We start from the raw sequence: 18,581 nt of genomic DNA, 5'->3' as shown, positions 1-18,581 counted from the left end.
GATGGAACTGAAAATCAACACGACGGCAACCGATCAGGAAGCACAGGCGATCGCGAAGGCACTCGCCTCGCACTTCGGCGAGGACGTCGAACTGTACGCCCAACGGGGCGATGACCTCCTCGCGAGTGCCTCGCCCGAGGCGAGCGCAGGCGACGCGACGACCGGCGAAACGGCGACTGGCGACGGCGGCAGTGCGGAGCCACTCGGCCCAACCAAGCGCGAGGAGACGCTGCAAGCCGAGATCGACGACATCCTCGAGGGGGGCCCCGAAAAGTACCGCGAGCGCCTCTCCGATCAGGGGAAGCTGTTCGTTCGCGACCGACTCGATCTCTGGTTCGGCGAGGACGGCCTCTCGTTCGAAGACGGCAAGTTCGCCAACTTCGACGCGTGGCATCCGAGCGGCCAGGACAGCGACCCCGAGTCGGACGATCGACTGCCCGCGGACGGGCTGATCACCGGCGCTGCCGAGTTCGAAGGCCGAGACCTGCATTTCATGGCCAACGACTTCACCGTCAAGGCGGGGTCGATGGCCGAGAAAGGCGTCGAGAAGTTCCTTCGGATGCAACAGCGCGCGCTGAAAACCGGCCGGCCGGTGCTGTACCTGATGGACTCCTCGGGCGGCCGGATCGACCAGCAAAGCGGGTTCTTCGCGAATCGCGAGGGGATCGGGAAATACTACTACAACCACTCGATGCTGTCGGGCCGCGTGCCACAGATCTGCGTGCTCTACGGCCCCTGTATCGCCGGAGCCGCCTACACACCGGTGTTTGCCGACTTCACCGTCATGGTCCGAGACGTCTCGGCGATGGCGATCGCCTCCCCCCGGATGGTCGAGATGGTCACCGGCGAGGAGATCGACCTCCAGGACCTCGGCGGTCCGGACGTCCACGCTCGCCACTCCGGCAGCGCGGACCTGATCGCAGAAGACGAGGAACACGCCCGCGAACTCGTCGCGAAGCTTATCGGCTACCTGCCGGACAACGCAGACGAGGAGCCACCGCAGACCGAGGGGACGGCTCCCGCACGGGCTCCCGAGGGGATCGATTCCGTCGTGCCACAGGAACCGAACCGTGGCTACGACATGAACGACGTCATCGAGCGCGTCGTCGACGCCGGCTCGACACTCGAGCTCCGGCCGGAGTACGGCCCGGAGATCATCACGTCCTTCGCTCGTATCGACGGCCGACCGATCGGGATCGTCGCCAACCAGCCAAACCACCGCGCTGGTGCGATCTTCCCCGACGCTGCCGAGAAGGCCGCGGAGTTCATCTGGACCTGCGACGCCTACGACATCCCGCTGTTGTACCTGTGTGACACGCCCGGCTTCATGGCCGGCTCACAGGTCGAGAAAGACGGCATCTTAGAACAGGGCAAGAAGATGATCTACGCGACGTCCTCGGCGACGGTGCCCAAACAGTCCGTCGTCGTCCGCAAGGCCTACGGCGCAGGGATTTACGCCATGTCGGGGCCGGCCTACGATCCGGAAGGCGTGATCGGCCTGCCGAGCGGCGAGATCGCCATCATGGGTCCCGAAGCGGCGATCAACGCCGTCTATGCGAACAAGCTGGCCGCGATCGACGATCCGGACGAACGCGCCGAAAAAGAGCAAGAGCTGCGCGAGGAGTACCGCGAGGATATCAACGTCCACCGAATGGCCAGCGAGGTCGTCATCGACGAGATCGTGGCGCCGAGTTCGCTTCGAGAGGAACTCGAGGCCCGCTTTGCGTTCTACGAGACCGTCGAGAAAGACCTGCCGGACAAGAAACACGGGACGATCCTCTAAGCTCGAACTGTAATAAAAGTCAGATAATAGATATATTTATGACCGGACTGTACTACGAGGAGTTCGAAATCGGCGAGACGATCGAACACGAGCGCCGACGGACGATCAGCGAGAGCGATAACCAGCGGTTCTGCGATATGACGATGAACCAGCAGCCGTTGCATCTCGACGCGGCGTTTGCGTCCGAGACGGCGTTCGGCGAACGGCTGGTCAACGGCCTCTACACGATGTCGCTCGCGGTCGGCATCACGATTCCCGAGACGACTGACGGCACCATCGTCGCCAACCTCTCGTATGACGACGTCGAGCATCCGGAGCCGGTCTTTCACGGCGACACGATCCGTGTCCAATCGACCGTGACGGAGAAACGAGAGACCAGCGACGGCCAACGGGGTATCGTCACCATGCACGTCGAGGTGTTCAAAGTCAACGACCCTGAGGAGCCGTTGGTCTGTGAGTTCGAACGTACCGTCCTTTCGGTAAAACGAGCCAATAATGAAACGTAACCAACAGCTCCCATCGATTCGATGGCAGCCTCCGGCCAGCACTCGGCCGTTGGCGACTACGCTGCGGGGGCCGTCGCTGTGGTACCCGACGGGCACCCCACCGCAGACTCGAGAGTGCAAGCCACCACCCACGCGGGCAGCGGCGATCGACGGTCGGCAAGGGGACTCGCTGAGGCGGATACCAGACACACAGACAGCCACACAGGGCAGTACAATGAACGACGCAAATAACACGAATCTGAGGGGAAACGGAGTATGAGAGAGTCACGACTATCACGCCGAACGTATCTGAAAGGGGCAGCGGCACTGTCAGGCGTCAGCATGACAGCCGGCTGTGCACTCTTAGACGAGGACCTGGGACAGGAGACCATCGAAGGCATTCCGGACGAACCGTTCCGAATCGTACAGATCCTGTTCGAATCCGGGCCGGCCGCGTTCTACGGCGAACAGGCGATGAACGCGACCGATATGCTCGTCGAACAAATCAACGCGGAGGGTGGTCTCCTCGGCGAGCGCGAGATCGAAATCGTCGACCGACTCGACGAAGGTGCTGGTCTGGACTCGCTCATCAGCGAAGTGCAGGCGATCGCTCAAGAGGGAGAGGTCGACATGCTCTTTAGCATCATCTCGAGTGCGCACGTGCTCGGGGTTGCACCGGCGGCAAACGATCAGCAGATGCCGTTTCTGGTGACGATGCCCGGGACGTACCAGCTGTTCGAGGAGAACCCGGAGATGGACCACGTCGTCCGCACAGCCGGCTCGAACGCTGCGGGCGCGATCGGGGCCGTCCGGATGGCCGAGCAGATGGATGACGTCGAGACGGTCGTGACGATCGATCCCGACTACGCCTGGGGCCACGACCACCAGGAGATGTTCGAGACGGCTCTTGGGAACGTCAGGCCGGATATCGACATCGTCGAATCGCGCTACCCCGATCTGGGTGAGACCGACTACAGCGCCCACGTGAGTGCGATCGCCAGCGAGGAGCCAGATCTCCTGTTCTCGAGTCTATGGGGCGGAGATACGGCGACATTCGTCTCGCAGGGCGTCGATGGCGGGCTGTTCGATCAGATCGGTGAAGCGCTGCTCATCGGGGACACCGGAGCACCGTTGCTTCGCTCTCTCGGCGGCGATATGCCAGAGAATGTCTGGCTTGGTGGACGGGCTGGCTACCAACCTACCTACCGCTACGACGAGGATGAGGATCATCAGCAGTTCGTCGACGACTACTACGACCGGTACGGTGAGTACCCAGGCTGGGGAGCGTACCACGACTGGGCCGGCCTGAAGACGCTCCAGGAGGGCGTCGAACGGGCCGTCTCGATCATCGGCGACTGGCCGACCGGCGAACAGCTCATGGCGTCGATGAACGACATCTCAGTCGAGATGCCACACGGTCAGCACACGATGCGTGGCCCGCAGGCAGCCGCACCTGCCGTCTTCGGGCGGCCAACGGAGGACCACGACTTCCCCGTCGACCACCCGCTGACGACTGATTTCGAGTTCATCGCCGCGACGGAAGTGAACCCGCCCACTGGTGTCCCAACGATGGAATGGGTCGAGGAAATCGAGCCGCTCTAATGGAGGACTACCAATGATACCAGAAACACTCCTGGGACAGCCGTTCGTGCTGGGACATACGTTCAACGGGCTCTACTTCGCAGCCCTGTTGTTTTTCGCCTCGGTCGGGTTGACGCTCGTGTTCGGCATTCTCAACTTGCTGAACATGGCCCACGCCGCGTTCTACGGGTTGGGTGCGTACGTCGCCGTCTGGACGCTCAACAACATCGGCGACATCACGACGACGATGGCCGCGCTACTGTTCGTGCTCGTCTTCGTGATCCCGATCGTGGTGTTCGTGTTGGCTGCAGCCCTCGACAAGACGGTGTTCGCACCGCTGTACGAGATCGAGCCGGTGTATCAGCTCCTGGCCACATTCGGTGTTATCCTCATGCTCGATGACATCATCAAGTATCTCTGGGGGGCGACACCGATCAGCGTCGACGCCGCGACCAATCCATCACGACAGTTGGGAACGGTCGACGTTCTCGGGGCATCGATCTCGACCTACCGATCGTTCGTCATCCTGATCGCCGTTCTCTGTGTCGTCGGGCTCTATCTGATGTTCGTCAAAACGAAGATCGGGAAGATCTCCCAGGCGATGTCCGAGGACTACGAGATGGTCCAGATGCTCGGGATCAACGTCACCCGGGTTCGCGTGCTCATCTTCAGCCTCTCGATCGCAATCGCCGCCCTTGGTGGGGCCCTGTTCGTGCCGTTTGCCGTGGCCACGCCAGCCGTGACACTCGAGTACGTATTGCTCTCGTTCGCCGTAATCGTCATCGGCGGACTCGGGAGCCTCAAGGGTGTCGTCGTCGCCTCGCTCATCATTGGGATGGTGCGAAGCTTCGGTATCGCGTACGTCCCAGCGATCGAGTTGGCGATCGTCTTCGCATTAATGGTGGTCGTCATCATCGTCAGACCCGAGGGGCTGTTCGGCGATGAGGGGGTGGTCGAATGAGCACCCGCTTGCCGACGTTCCAGAACGTCGAACTGGCAGAGACACTCCAGGACTGGCGGCTCCTCTCGGGTATCATCCTGTTTGTCGTGCTTGCTCTGTACCCGGCTCTGACGGGTAACGCCTACCACACGCGACTGCTGACGTGGATCATGTGTTTTGCCATCGCAGCAATCGGCTTCAACATCGTCCTCGGCTACACAGGGCTGTTGTCGTTCGGTCACGCGGCGTTTTTCGGCACCGGGATGTACACCGTCGTGCTCATGATGGGACGAGTCGGGATCAACGATCTCGTGTTGTTGATGCTGCTTGCAATGCTCACGTCCGGGATTGTCGGTGCCATCATCGGCGCACTGACCGTCAAAACACACGAGATCTACTTCGCGCTGTTGACGTTGGCACTGGCACAGCTCCTGTATATCCTTGCTATCCGGGACATCGGCGGTCTCACACGCGGGACGGATGGGATCGGTCTCAGCCGCCCCGACTTCTTTGGGATCCCGATCAGTGAGCTCCCAGCGCAGATCTACCTGATGGGGTTTTACTACCACTTCGTGTTAGTGTTCCTAACCGCGACCATCATCCTGCTCTGGTTCATCCTTCGGTCGCCGTTCGGGCTCACGCTGAAGATGATCCGTGAAAACGAGATGCGAGCGGAGATGACAGGCGTTCCAGTCCTTCGATACCGCGTCTACTCGATGGTCCTGTCGGCGATGATCGTCGGTCTCGGTGGCGCACTGTACGCCGTCCTGATCGGCCACATCACCCCGGAGTATCTCGACTGGACGATGTCGGGCGAGATCGTCTTCATGGCACTGCTCGGTGGCATCGGCACCTTCCTCGGTCCGGTTGTCGGTGCCGGTGGCTTCATCGTGCTCCAAGAGTTGGCGCTGTCGTACACCGAGTACTGGCACTTTACGATGGGGCTCGTGCTGTTCGTCGTCGTCCTGACGCTGCGCGAGAAAGGCATCTGGGGCGGTGCCAAGATGCTCGTAGAGCGACTCAACGACCGGCGAGGTGAACAATGAGTACAGAGCCAATCCTCAGAACTGAAAACGTTCGCAAAGACTTCGGGAGTATCGTCGCCGTCGATGGCGTTAGCGTCGAGTTCTACGACGACGAGATCGTCGGCATCATCGGCCCAAACGGAGCCGGCAAGACCACGTTCACGAACCTCATCTCAGGTGCGCTGCCACTGACTGACGGCACCATCATCTTCGACGGTGAGGACATTTCCGGCCTGCAGAAGTACAAGCGAGTCCGCAGAGGACTCGTCCGTTCGTTTCAGATCCCACAGATCTACGACGAGATGACGGTGTTCGAGAACATGCAGGCGAGCGTACTCTCGCGAAAACAGGAGAACAACCGCCTGTTCATGCCAACCATCCGAGATAGCGCCTCGGTCAGTGAGACGGAACAGCTTCTCGAGTTGTTCAACCTCGAGGCCCACGCCGACGATCACACCGAGCATCTCCCACACGGCGTGCGAAAGGTACTCGACGTGGCGATGTCGTTCGCACTCGAGCCGGAGATCATGATTCTCGACGAGCCGACAAGCGGCGTCGGCTCACGTGAGAAAAACGCCGTCATGGAGACCATCACCGAGGCAGCGGTCGAACAAAACATCGGCCTGATATTCATCGAACACGACATGGAACTCATTCGTGATTACTCCGATCGGATCATCGCCCTCCACGAGGGGCGCGTGCTCGCCGACGACGATGTCGCAGCCGTAATGGAGTCAGAAGAGGTCAACCAGTTCATCCTCGAGGGGGGTGTTTGAGATGAGCCAAGCGCCACTGCTCGAGATCGAAGACATCACGGTGACACTCGACAAGGCGACCGTCCTCGAGGACGTCTCGATCCGGATCGAGCCGGGCGAGACGGTCGCGCTGATCGGCCGTAACGGAGCCGGCAAGACGACGACGTTCCGGACGGTGATGGGACAGACGTCGATTCAGAACGGCTCGATCCGTGTACGGGGCACCGATCTGACGGACCAGCCCTCGCGGACGCGGATTCAACACGGGATTGGGTTCGCCCCGGAGGATCGACGGCTGTTTACGACACTTACCGTCGAGGACAACATCCAGATGTCAACCTGGGGCAACAGTTCGATCAGCGACGAGGAGTTCCAGGCGCGTCACGACCAAATTCTCGACATCTTCCCGGAGATGGAAGAGTTCTTAGATCGGCCTGCTGGCCAGCTCAGCGGCGGCGAACAGAAGATGGTCACGGTCGGCCGGGCGCTCGCGTCGGACCCGGATATCGTGTTGCTCGATGAGCCGTTCGAAGGGCTTGCGCCATCGGTACGAGAGCGCTTCCGTGAGGGTGTCGAGCGTATCAAAGACCTCGGTATCGCGATCGTCGTCGCGGAGTCGAACGTCCGCCATGCGGGAGAGATCGCCGACCGCGGATACGTGATCGAACGAGGTGAGATCGTCACCAGTATCGACGAGGGCGAACCGATCGTCGACAACACAGAGATCAAGCGCATCTTCGAAGGCAGCTAGCATGGAGGGGCCAATCGAAGGCGAGACACACACGTTCGAACGAACGTTCACGACCGGCGACGTCGAACGGTTCGCAGCGCTGTCGGGCGACAGACAGGATCAGCATACGGAGCCCGACAAGGACGGGCGACTGCTGGTCCACGGCCTGTTGACTGCGACGCTGCCGACGAAAATCGGCGGCGATCTCGAGGTCCTTGCAACGGAGATGACGTTCCAGTTCCGCCAGCCGGTCTACACTGGCGAGCAGATCACCTGTCTGTGGACGTTCGACACCGTCGACGAACAGGGCGACCGCTACGCCGTCACCGTCGATGTCGAGTGTACGAACAGCAATGGGGAGTCCGTTCTCACCGGCGATATCGAGGGCCTCATCTGGAAGATATCCTGATACTGCCAGACAACAGTCATACCGCCGGATAGAAGTCAATGAAGAGAATTCGCCGAACGGATGCGGCGAATTCTCACAAGAGCTCTGTCCGGCAGTAGCAGTACCCGCCCGATCGCGTCTCACGGCTCGTCGGCGACGATCGTTCGCGTACGATCGGTGCGTGAATCGTGTTGTCCGGCAGTATGAGCGGGCAACAGCGCCATCGAACGGTCAGACTGGGAGCTCGAGGCCGCCCTCGACGTCGAGTCCGAGGTAGTCCGCAGCCGTCCGATAAAAGAGGTCTCGAGTCGTCTCTCGAGGGAGATCACGAGCCAGCAACCCGGCCCGTTCGTTGCGGTAGGGGTAGGGAATGTTCGGGAAGTCCGAGCCGTACATAATGGAGTCCGAGAGCTCGGTAAGGGTGTCGTCCGTGATCGTCGAGGGATCGAAGCCCATCGTCTCCTCGGCCGAGGTCGACATCGCGAACGTCGTATCGAGGTAGACAGTCTCGTGCTCGCGGGCGAACGCGAGAAACCGGTCGACCTCGTAGGTGCCCATATGCGCACAGCAGACTCGCACATCCGGGTAGGAGTCGATCAGTTCGGCAAAGGCGTCGGCACCGACGAACTCGGTGCGCTCGAACATCGGTGCCGTCCCGCCGTGATAGGTGATCGGCCGATCGTGCGCTGCCGCGACCTCGAGCGCTGGCTCGAGTCGTGAGTCTGCGGGGCGACACTCTTGGACAGGACAATGAATTTTCAGGCCTCGAGCGCCCGCGTCGAACGCGTCGCTGGCGATTTCGCCGACAGCCTCGTCATCAGGGTGAACCGTCGCGAACGGAAGCATCATGTCGGAGTCGGCGGCGTGCTCGAGCAGCCAGTCGTTCAACCCGCGGGCGATGCCGGCCTTGTGTGCATACGGGAGGGCGACGTAGGCCTCGACGCCCGCCGCACGGAGGACAGTCTCGATACCCGGACGCGTCGTCGGACTCGAGAACTCCCAGCCGGCCTCGTCACTGAGCGACCGACGAATCGCGGCGGCGAGTCGCTGGGGAAACAGGTGCGTGTGGGCATCGATCGCCGGGGTGAAAGCGGCCGATTGCTCCTCGGATGACGTCTGTGACTCGGAGGGTGACATGGGAAACAACAGCGGTCGTGTGTACCATGCTCACGAGGCTGTTAGATAGGTGTACTGCAACCGGCGAGACATGAACGGAGTCAGACCCTCGAGTCTGATACGGACTGCTGTCGTCAGTTACCGCCGATCACCAGAGACGGGACCGGTGATCGGCGGTAAATCGGTACAGCAGACCGTATGAATCGGTGTGGGACTCGAACGATTTAGCTGAACTTCTGGACGGTCACGTCGAGCGTATCGAGATCGACGATCGGGGCGTAGCCGGCGTCAGGATCGATGTTGACGCTTTTCTGGAAGTCGGTCTGGGACTGCCAGCAGCCGGAGTTGATGGCGAGGACGTTGTGGTACTTGCCGAAGCCGAGTTTGTGGACGTGGCCGGTGTGAAAGATGTCAGGAACGTCTTCCATAATGAGATAATCCTGCTCTTCCGGTGCCAGTCGTGTGTGGCCCCCGAACTGGGGAGCGACGTGGCGCTTTTTGAGCAGTTGGTACATCGCCTTGTGTGGCTCCTCGTAGCTCGCTTTCTCCTCGGGGAGTTCGGCGATGACCTCGTCCAAACTGACGCCGTGGTACATCAACACGGAGACGCCCTCAAGCGTCACTGTCGAGGGGTTGCTCACGATTCGTGGATCGTGGGCCGACATGATCGTTCGAAGATCCTCGTTGAATCCGGGCTGGGGCTCTGCGAGGCGGACAGCATCGTGGTTGCCCGGGATCATGACGATCTCGATGTCGCCGGGCACCTGCTTGAGATACTCGTTGAACACCTCGTACTGCTCGTAGATGTCGATAATGTCGAGTTCTTCGTCCTGATTGGGATAGATCCCGACGCCCTCGACCATGTCGCCCGCGATCAACAGATACTCGACGTGTTGGGCCTGTTTCGTGTGCAGCCAGTCGGTAAACCGGTTCCAGGCGTCGTGCATGAACTCCTGGCTGCCGACGTGGACGTCGCTGATCAGCGCCGCCTGTACGTGGCGGTCAGCCGTCGATGGCTCGTGCGTTCGCGGGATGTCGGGAAAGTACATCGAGTCGACGAAGGCGATCCCAGAGTCATCAGCGAGCGTCCCTTCCATCGCTAACACCTCATCGCAGAGCAACTCGCCGACCAGATCGGCGTACTCTCGATCTTTCATCACCAGCCACGGGAACGTTCCCGTCGCGTCCTCGAGTTCGACCAGCCAGTGGCCGCTCGCGGTCGATCGAATATCGTTGACCAACCCAACCATCCCGACCTCACCGCCACCGGGCATGTTCTGTATCGCCGTTGCTGGCCGGTGGTTGATCCGCCCTCGAAGTTTCGAGCCGAGTCGCTCGAGACGATCTCGGAAGACGGAGACGAAGTCGCTATACTCGCCGGTCCCCGTGCTTTCGCCGGTCATATCACCGATAATCTCGAGCGATCGGAGGTCGGGGTTGGCCGACCGTCCGGCGTCCGAAGACCCCCCCGTTTCGACTGGAGTCGCACCATCCGTGGCTGCCGGATTCGGTGCCGACGTTCCAGTCGAAACGGAGGGGTCGTCAGCGTCGTGTCCGGGCGACGGTTCCCGGCCGCCAGCCGTCGAGTTCGCATCCGAACCAGTCGCCGCAAGCGCTGCTTGGACGTGTTCGGTTCGAACCACCAGGGTATCATCAGACACCGCCTCCATAACGCGCTCGAGGGCTGCGTGTGGATCGTCTGCCGACGAGAGCTGTGTTACTGCCTCGCGTTCAGCGTTGTACCCACGGCTTGTGAGTTCGCTGACGATCCGGGCTGACGCCTCGAGTGGCACACCTCTCGCATTCGTGAGCGAAAAGAAAAGGATACCGCAATGCGGCGATCGGTGGCCGAGCCGACAGCACACTCGTGGACAGTTTCAGTTCTGGTGGTGCGAACAGAAGGTTGATTGTGAGCCCCAGCAAAACGGGTGACGATGAGCGGCCCTAGCCCCGGTGGCCCACCTGACGATTCTGGAGATTCCACAGACGACTCTGGTGGTCGGTCCACCGACGATCGTACTCGACAGAACGACCGCGATCGTGACCGGCAGGACCGACGCGATACTGACGATTGGACGCCACCGGAGGCGTCATCCGAATCGCCCGAGAAAGCCGCCGGCACCGACAGCGTAACGATCGAAGACGACGGCGTCGTCCGCTGGCTTCTGAAATCCGAAAACGAGAGCGTCGTCCTCGCTCGAGACGTTGCAAGCAGCGTCGCCATCGTCGCAGTCATCGGCTTGCTTCTCTTTGGCCTCAGCGGAGTCTGGCCGCCACTGGTCGCCGTCGAAAGCGGCAGTATGGAGCCGAACATGCACCGGGGCGATCTCATCTTCGTCGTCGATGACGACCGCTACGTCGGTGATAATCCCGTCGAAGGTACCGGTGTCGTCCCCCTCGAGCATGGCGAAGCAAGCGGACACGAGAAGTTCGGTGAGGCTGGCGACGTCATCGTCTTCCGGCCGAACGGAGACGACCGCCAGACACCGGTGATACACCGTGCTCACTTCTGGGTCGAAGAGGGCGAGAACTGGGTCGACACCAAAGCCAACGAGGATATCATCGGCGATGCGACCTGCGCTGACATCCAGACCTGTCCCGCAAATCACGACGGGTTCATCACGAAAGGCGATGCGAACAGCGGCTACGACCAGCATCAGGGTGGTGCCCAAACAGACGTCGTCAGAAGTGAGTGGGTCACTGGAAAAGCGATGTTCCGCGTCCCGTGGCTTGGCCACGTTCGGCTGACGTTCGACGCGATTCTGGGCGGGATGCTCGCCCCGACTCCGGTCATCGGGAGCGCGTCGGCAACAGCCATCGGTTCCAGTGCAACCGCGGCCCAGGCTAGCGTCGCCGGTGTGACCGGAGTGGCCGGAGCCACCGCCAGCGTCGCCGTCGCTATCGGTCGACGGCGGAGCTAAATCGCCAGTCCGCAGTTGAATTTCGACAGCCTGTAGTTGGATTTTGACGGTGAGATGATTCCCGGCGAATCGGTCCTCGAGTCGAAACGACGGCGTTGAGTATAGTAACTACTGGAAATCAGTACACACCCGATTGCAGGACGACATCGCGATCGGTGTGTAAATCGTTTCAGTGGTGACTATAGCGACCGCTCATGTCCGGCCAACCACCAGTCGCAACGACTACTCGCTGGTCACGCTGGTCACAGCGACTACGCTCCGGTCGTAATCTCGAGTCGAAGCGAATCCCCGTCCCGAACGGCATGCTCGGTCGGATCGACCTGCTCGTCGTCGACGAAAAACGTGAGTTCAGTGTCGTCCTCGCGGCCGTCGTACTCCGTGTCGTCGATAGTGACGGCGTGTTCGCCATCGGCTTCTTCGTAGGCAAACTCCGGAAGCAGATCGATCCCCTCAGCGAACGTGATCCGCTCTCCGCTCTCGGGGTAGTCGTTGTACCAGTGGTCGTCCATCTCGTGGAGGTGGAAGTTCATTGAGTAGTCATCGGCGTGTTCTGACTGGAAGCGATCCGCCGAGAGGTCGAACTCGTCGCCGTCGATCACGATCTCGATGTCGCCGCGCTCGTACTCGTGGTCGGGGCCGTCGTCGGAGAGACAGCCAGCCATCGAGACGAGTCCTGCCGTGCTAGCGAGTACTGCCCGTCGGTTCATATCGAGTCGAAACAACTCGAGGACTATCAGCCCGTCGGCTTAGATCCGGAAAATCGGTGGTACAGCTCTCGAATCGGTGGTTCAGTTTTCGAATCGCGCCTGAACGAACGGCTGGACGTCGTCGATACTGCTCAATCGAGAATCCGAGAGCAAAACGGCCTCCGTCTCTTCGAGTGGGACCGAGAGGCTGATCTCTTTCGTCCGGCCGTATCTGCCCTTCGAGACGACGACAGCGTTGACGATGCCGAGCATGTCGAGTTCGCTAATGAGATCTGTCACTCGTCGCTGGGTCAGGACGTCGGCATCGATCTCCTCACAGAGACGTTTGTAGATATTGAACACCTCGCCCGTGTTGATGCTATGTACGCCGTTTTTCTCGAGGAGGATGATCGCAAAGAGGACGAGCTTGCTCTGTGTCGGCAGTGTGCGGACGACCTCAACGACGCGATCGAGTTCGATCTTGTCCTGAGCCTGCCGGACGTGTTCTTCGACGATCGTCTCCGTCTGAGAGCGTTCGGCCAGTTCTCCTGCGGTTCGAAGCAGGTCCAACGCGCGACGCGCGTCGCCGTGTTCCTGGGCAGCGAACGCCGCACACAGTGGGATCACGTCGTCCGACAGCGCACTCTCCTTGAACGCGACCTCCGACCGATGCTCGAGGATGTCCCGGAGCTGGTTGGCGTCGTAGGGTGGAAAGACTATCTCCTCTTCGCCCAGCGAGGACTTGACACGCGGATCGAGAAAGTCAGTGAACTTCAGGTCGTTCGAGATACCGATGATCGACACGCGAGAGTTCTTGAGTTCGGAGTTCATCCGTGAGAGATTGTAGAGCGTGTCGTCGCCGCTTTTCTCGACGAGTTTGTCAATCTCGTCTAGCATAATGACGACGACGCGCTCGTCGTAATCGACGGCATCGAAAAAGACGCTGTAGACGCGGTCGGTCGGCCACCCGGTCATCGGCACCTCCTCGAATGAGTCTTTGTCTTCCTCGAGGTGTTCGATGCGCGCGTCGATCTCGCTGCGATCGGTAAACGGTGTCGACTCGAGGGGGTGGGTCGATGTGGATTCTCCAGTCACGTCGGCTGCAGGCTCGTCTGTGGTACTGGATACGGAAGGAGCGTCAGTGTCGTTTCGAGTCGAACCAGCGGTGGTATCAGACGAGGTGGCTTCTCCGTGTTCGTCGACGGCGTCGAGTAGTGCCTCGAGTTCTTCGATCCGGTCGTCGATCCGGGCCTTGTTTTTTTCGATGAACTTGTTTGCCAGCTGTGCGAGCACGCGATACTGCGTGTCGGTGACCTCACAGTTGATGTACTCGACATCACACGGAACGCTGTACTTCTGAGAGGTGCTCTCGAGTTCCTTGCTGACGAACTTCGCACTCGCCGTCTTCCCCGTTCCGGTCTTGCCGTAGATCAGGATGTTCGACGGCGTTTCACCACGCAGTGCGGCGACGAGAATCGTCGCCATCTTGTTGATCTGGTCGCTTCGATGCGGGAGTTCGTGTGGCGTATAGGATGGACGAAGGACTTCCTTGTTCTCAAAGATCGGTTCGCCGCTGAGTAAGTCGTCGAACAGTCCCTGACTCGACTCCTCACCGCCGAGATCAGTTCCCTCGAGGTTCGAAAATCCGCGTGTCTCGTCGATATCGGCTTGCTCGGACCCCGTCGGCTCTGAATCATCGTCTGACATCCGTCGTATACATACCCCCTCGTTTCGAGTGGAATCTCGGATCCGAAGACAGGAATACCGGAACGGGGATGGCCCAGCGAGGCCGACCTCCGCTGTTGCGTTCCTGGCTCGAGTCCAGTTGATGCAAACGAAACAGAGGAAAAGCACGGTATTAAATTCTTCCCTTCAATCAGTGGCTACCAGCGAACCGAGAGTTGTTCGGCCGTCTACCGGCCATAACAGGCCAGTTCGGTGGTAGTAGACGCTTATTCCAAATGACAGGTGCTCGAGAGACGTCCGTTTCGGGTCCGCTGGATCAAGCGTGACTCGGGCTCGTGAGTTTTGATAGCGCATCCGACTCCGAGAGATGGCGCGTTTCAGATGATTGACGCGATCAGACTGCCCAAGCCGTCCGTAACTGTGACAGCGTATCGACTGTACATAAGCGAGATTGTAAGAAGGCTGTCCTTCACGAGAGTATTATGCAGGTGGCACGAGAATGAATGTGAATTAAGGAAATAATGAGATGATGAGTTAGCAACAAGCATGATCAGTCCAGAGAGTAGCCTAACCCCCCACCCCTTCGTTTCAGGTGGAACCTTCCGAGAGAGGGGGTGGGGGAGGGGGAGTCTTTACAACGGGAAGTTTTATTTGGGTGGGTGAGAAACACGGTCCGTAGCACTAGCAAAACGAGAATCTTACTAGGTGAAGTTGTTGTTATTACTAGGAACTCCTAGAACGCTCCCTCTTAGCAGCTCGAGTTACTAGAACACTCGATCACATCGAATACGGACAGCTGAGCCCTGTTTCCACCGTGATATTGGAGGTTTTGACCGATTTTCACCCCGGAATGAGTCCAAGACTCCTCAGTGGCGGGCCACCCTCTTGGCAGTCTCCAGTCGAAACGAAGGGGTGGGGGTTGCTTCGACGACGATCTGAACAGTCACCACATGCCATGACATGAAATACCTGCCGACATGGCTGTTAATATCACTAGTATTCTCAGTGCTGACAACTCATACTTATTGAACAGTCTACACGTCTGACGTAGGCTTAAGTGAGTTCAGTTTGTAGTACGCGCAGATGCACCCCGCGGTGCTGGAGGGCCCCACAGATGGGACTGTTCACAGAACTTAAAGATAGTATCTCTCGGGTTACGGACCGCCTGTTTGCGGAAGAGGAACCCAAACGAATCGGTATCTACGGTCCACCGAACGCCGGAAAAACAACGCTTGCCAATCGAATCGCTCGAGACTGGACTGGTGACGCCATCGGTGCGGAGAGCCACGTTCCACACGAAACACGTCGCGCGCGAAGAAAAGAGGACGTCGAGATCGAACGAAATGGAAAATCGGTGACAATTGATATCGTCGACACGCCCGGTGTGACGACCAAAGTCGACTACGAGGAGTTCACCGATGAAATGGATAAAGACGACGCGATCCGCCGTTCTCGCGAAGCCACCGAAGGCGTCGCGGAAGCGATGCACTGGCTTCGTGAGGACGTCGATGGCGTCATCTACGTCCTCGACAGCGCGGAGGACCCGATCACGCAGGTCAACACGATGTTGATCGGTATTATCGAATCCCGTGATCTTCCGGTGCTGATCTTCGCGAACAAGATTGACCTCGATGACTCGAGTGTCAAGCGGATCGAGGACGCCTTCCCACAGCACAAGACAGTGCCGCTGTCGGCCAAGGAAGGCGAGAACATGGACGAAGTCTACGCAAACATCGCGGAGTACTTCGGGTGAGAGTCAATGCCAAAAGCAACCAACACCGATGACCCGGACGCGTCCGACGGTGTCCAGATCGACCTGATTAGTGGCGAACGTATGGATGGAATGGCGACCATGGAGAAGATCCGGATGATTCTCGATGGCGTCCACGATGGGAACATCGTCATCTTGGAGGAGGGCCTGTCTCCGGACGAAGAGAGCCGACTCATCGAGGTGACGATGGCTGAGATCAGTCCTGACGAATTCAACGGTATCGAGATCGAGACGTATCCGAAATCGGAGGCGCGCAACTCCTCGCTGCTTGGCCGCATCATGGGCGGCGACGAGTCAGCGGCGAAGCTGACCGTCATCGGTCCAGCTAACCAGATCGAAACGCTCCACAAGGACGAAACGCTGATCAGCGCACTCGTGTCTCGAGACTAATGCCACACGAATGCACGAACTGCGGCCGAACGTTCCCTGACGGATCCAAAGAGATGCTGTCAGGGTGTCCTAACTGTGGTGGGAACAAGTTTCAGTTCGCACCCGCCGGGACGACGAGTGGGTCGACCGAGTCGGCGCCGTCGAAATCAGCCGCTTCGAACGGTGAAAACGTCGTAGATGCTTCCGGGACAGGCAACTCCTCCGGAACTGTCAAACGCGCCGCAGAGACTGTTCGCGGGTGGGTTTCGACGGAGTCGGAGCAGTCGGTCGACCACGGTGTGACAGATAGCGATCTGTCAGCCACGCCGACTGAACCCGACGAACAGGTTCACTCCGACGACCGGAGCCGTTCGGCCGACAGGACTCCGCACGAGCAGCCTGACGGCTCCTGGCCTGGACAGGAGAATCCAGTCGAAACCGACCAGCGCGCCGAGACAGCGGAGTTCAGCAAGTGGCCGGAGACGGCCCGTCGACCCGAGAACCGATCGACAGAACCGAACGGTGAGTCTGGCCACACCCAGCGTGAGCGCGCCACCTTCGAGTCCGCATCTCCCGTCGATGCATCGTCTGACCCGTCGAACACGAACGTTGGTCACTCGACACGCGAAGAGAGTGAAGACACGGCCCAGGCCGACGCCCGAAGCGAGGTGGTTTCGTCGGCCGATCTGCCCACCGACACCGCTCGGCATGAGCCGGATGCAACGACTGGCGAGCCGACGCCGTCGACTGATCCAGTCGGTGACGTGGAATCACAGCCACCGGAGCATGGCCGGGTTGTCAGCGAACCGTCGGGCGATCAGCCATCCATCGAAGAGCTTCGGGCGGAACTCAACGAGCAGTTCGAGAGCATCAAGATCGTCAGCCCTGGCCAGTACGAACTCAACTTGATGGAGCTGTACAACCGCGAGGAATACATTATTTCGCTGCAAGAGGATGGCCGCTACATCATCGACGTTCCCGACTCGTGGCATGCCGATGACGGCGCATAACGGCTCTGAATTCTGCGTCAGTGACACCCCTCTGTTTCGACTGTAACCCTCTATTGCACCGTCTCCCGTGTGTATTCATGGCCAAATTCGGCTCCAGATGAATTGGTGGTGTGTCTGTCGATCACACAAACTGGTGAAACGACTTTATATCGCTACCCGTCGAAGGGCTCCCCGTCCCGTGTTTTCTCGAAACCGTTTCGGTCGAGAAAGATGGATTTAAGCGACGTGACTGAGTGGGGTTCTGTATGAGCACACCAACCAAGGTCGTCCTCACGACGATCGCTGCATCGGCACTGCTGTCGCTGCTGGTCATCTCGCAGATGGTCCTCGTCTGATGTTCGACGGCCGCGAGCTCTCGAGTCCGGTCGAGGCAGTTCGGGACGTCTACGCGCCCGACGTGCAGGTACTCGACTGTGAACGTGATTTCGAGACGCTGCCGCCTGCACAGGCGGAGGATCTTGGCCTCCTCGTCGACTCGCTCGAGCCCGCGAGCTATCCGACAGCGTGGCTGCCCGACGACGCACCAACCCTGCTCGCTCGCTACGCGAGTTCGGACCTGACGATCGGGATGCCTGGCGATGGCAGTGTCGTCTGGACGCGCCAGACCGATCCGCCACTCGTCATCGTAAAACCTCGTGTTGAGGGGTCGCCAGACGCCTTCGTCGACTTTCTGCTTGCCGAGGCGTTCGTTGAACTCGATCTCGAGGTGCCCGAACAGTTCCTCGGCTTTTTCGAGGCTGACTACCGCGAACTCGATCGAGCGGTCGCGCTCGGCCCGAGTAGCACGTATCAGGTGGCAGCAGCGCTGTACGATGGCTGGGTCGGCCTCCAGACACGGGACGTCTTTGCGGGCTGGCACGATGATCATCCCGAACTCGCTGCGGCCTGGCAAGATGCTGGAACTCGACTCGAGGACCGCGTTTCGGGGCTGCCGCGTGCGGTTGCCCGCGGCGAGACGGAGTTTGCGGACGCGACAGAGCTCGCGTGTGCAGCGATCAAACACGCAATCGAGTTGCCAGCGCCGTTTGCGGCGCTTGACACCGACGCCTACCGGGACCACGGTCCCGAGTACGGGATCAAGTGGGCTGAAAAGACATTTGAATCGCTCGCTGACTAACGGCCAGACGAGTTATTTGCATCGTCTGTGACCACCGCGGGTACCGGTTCGCTGTGACTGAAATCCACGCAGCGATCAGTGCCGAGTGTGACCGTGGCCGCTCCCCCTCTCTTTCGAGTCGACCGTCGTTTCGGGGTGCATTTTTTCGGATCGAACGGCAGTTCGTACGCGCCACGTATTGGATCGTGGCGTGATTCGTCTCGAGTGGCCGAACCCAG

The 18,581-nt window shown here is 59.9% G+C and carries 17 protein-coding genes; 13 read left to right on the top strand and 4 right to left on the bottom strand.

The window, feature by feature from the left end; all coding sequences use genetic code 11:
- Window position 1: 1 nt before the first annotated feature.
- From DV706_RS06865 to DV706_RS06830, 8 genes are all read left to right on the top strand, one after another.
- Complete coding sequence (locus DV706_RS06865) at window positions 2-1,783, top strand: acyl-CoA carboxylase subunit beta (protein WP_006065358.1); 1,782 nt, start codon at window positions 2-4, stop codon at window positions 1,781-1,783.
- Between the two features lie 38 nt (window positions 1,784-1,821).
- Window positions 1,822-2,289 carry a MaoC family dehydratase gene (locus DV706_RS06860; protein ID WP_006065359.1) on the top strand — a complete coding sequence of 156 codons (468 nt, stop codon included), beginning with the start codon at window positions 1,822-1,824 and terminating at the stop codon, window positions 2,287-2,289.
- Between the two features lie 255 nt (window positions 2,290-2,544).
- A complete protein-coding gene (locus DV706_RS06855) occupies window positions 2,545-3,870 on the top strand; it encodes an ABC transporter substrate-binding protein (protein ID WP_240756835.1) in 1,326 nt (441 codons plus the stop codon).
- A gap of 13 nt (window positions 3,871-3,883) precedes the next feature.
- On the top strand, window positions 3,884-4,810 hold the full coding sequence (locus DV706_RS06850; RefSeq protein ID WP_006065361.1) for a branched-chain amino acid ABC transporter permease: 927 nt from the start codon (window positions 3,884-3,886) through the stop codon (window positions 4,808-4,810).
- Window positions 4,807-5,835, top strand: coding sequence for a branched-chain amino acid ABC transporter permease (locus DV706_RS06845; RefSeq protein WP_006065362.1), 1,029 nt, complete (start codon window positions 4,807-4,809; stop codon window positions 5,833-5,835). The genes DV706_RS06850 and DV706_RS06845 overlap by 4 nt, the downstream gene beginning before the upstream one ends.
- The gene (locus DV706_RS06840; RefSeq protein WP_006065363.1) at window positions 5,832-6,590 is read left to right on the top strand and encodes an ABC transporter ATP-binding protein; all 759 of its coding nucleotides are present in this window, start codon (window positions 5,832-5,834) and stop codon (window positions 6,588-6,590) included. Before DV706_RS06845 ends, DV706_RS06840 begins: the two co-directional genes overlap by 4 nt.
- Before the next feature lies 1 nt (window position 6,591).
- Window positions 6,592-7,320 (top strand): ABC transporter ATP-binding protein, encoded by a 729-nt coding sequence (locus DV706_RS06835; protein WP_006065364.1) that lies wholly within the window; start codon window positions 6,592-6,594, stop codon window positions 7,318-7,320.
- Between the two features lies 1 nt (window position 7,321).
- Window positions 7,322-7,708, top strand: coding sequence for an FAS1-like dehydratase domain-containing protein (locus tag DV706_RS06830; RefSeq protein WP_006065365.1), 387 nt, complete (start codon window positions 7,322-7,324; stop codon window positions 7,706-7,708).
- A 210-nt stretch (window positions 7,709-7,918) separates the two neighbouring features.
- Here DV706_RS06830 and DV706_RS06825 read toward each other — a convergent pair whose 3' ends face one another.
- The gene (locus DV706_RS06825) at window positions 7,919-8,824 is read right to left on the bottom strand and encodes an amidohydrolase family protein (protein WP_006065366.1); all 906 of its coding nucleotides are present in this window, start codon (window positions 8,822-8,824) and stop codon (window positions 7,919-7,921) included.
- 203 nt (window positions 8,825-9,027) lie between these two features.
- Window positions 9,028-10,596, bottom strand: coding sequence for a DNA-directed DNA polymerase II small subunit (locus tag DV706_RS06820; protein WP_006065367.1), 1,569 nt, complete (start codon window positions 10,594-10,596; stop codon window positions 9,028-9,030).
- 141 nt (window positions 10,597-10,737) lie between these two features.
- On the opposite strand from DV706_RS06820, the gene DV706_RS06815 reads away from it, so the two are divergent.
- Window positions 10,738-11,724: a S24/S26 family peptidase gene (locus DV706_RS06815; RefSeq protein ID WP_136350831.1), complete on the top strand. Its 987-nt coding sequence runs from the start codon at window positions 10,738-10,740 to the stop codon at window positions 11,722-11,724.
- Window positions 11,725-11,975: 251 nt separating this feature from the next.
- Here DV706_RS06815 and DV706_RS06810 read toward each other — a convergent pair whose 3' ends face one another.
- The gene (locus DV706_RS06810) at window positions 11,976-12,431 is read right to left on the bottom strand and encodes a hypothetical protein (protein ID WP_006065369.1); all 456 of its coding nucleotides are present in this window, start codon (window positions 12,429-12,431) and stop codon (window positions 11,976-11,978) included.
- 81 nt (window positions 12,432-12,512) lie between these two features.
- On the bottom strand, window positions 12,513-14,117 hold the full coding sequence (locus tag DV706_RS06805) for a Cdc6/Cdc18 family protein (protein WP_006065370.1): 1,605 nt from the start codon (window positions 14,115-14,117) through the stop codon (window positions 12,513-12,515).
- A gap of 1,093 nt (window positions 14,118-15,210) precedes the next feature.
- On the opposite strand from DV706_RS06805, the gene DV706_RS06800 reads away from it, so the two are divergent.
- From DV706_RS06800 to DV706_RS06785, 4 genes are all read left to right on the top strand, one after another.
- Window positions 15,211-15,849, top strand: a complete 639-nt coding sequence (locus DV706_RS06800; protein WP_006065371.1) for an Era-like GTP-binding protein — start codon at window positions 15,211-15,213, stop codon at window positions 15,847-15,849.
- A gap of 6 nt (window positions 15,850-15,855) precedes the next feature.
- A complete protein-coding gene (locus DV706_RS06795; protein WP_006065372.1) occupies window positions 15,856-16,257 on the top strand; it encodes a DUF2073 domain-containing protein in 402 nt (133 codons plus the stop codon).
- Window positions 16,257-17,246, top strand: coding sequence for an OapC/ArvC family zinc-ribbon domain-containing protein (locus DV706_RS06790; protein ID WP_006065373.1), 990 nt, complete (start codon window positions 16,257-16,259; stop codon window positions 17,244-17,246). The genes DV706_RS06795 and DV706_RS06790 overlap by 1 nt, the downstream gene beginning before the upstream one ends.
- Window positions 17,247-17,580: 334 nt before the next feature.
- Window positions 17,581-18,363, top strand: coding sequence for a DUF7089 family protein (locus DV706_RS06785; protein WP_006065374.1), 783 nt, complete (start codon window positions 17,581-17,583; stop codon window positions 18,361-18,363).
- Window positions 18,364-18,581: the final 218 nt, after the last annotated feature.

The organism is Natronorubrum bangense (assembly GCF_004799645.1).
Classification (GTDB): Archaea; Halobacteriota; Halobacteria; order Halobacteriales; family Natrialbaceae; genus Natronorubrum; species Natronorubrum bangense.
This window is presented reverse-complemented; position numbering and strand designations above follow the sequence as displayed.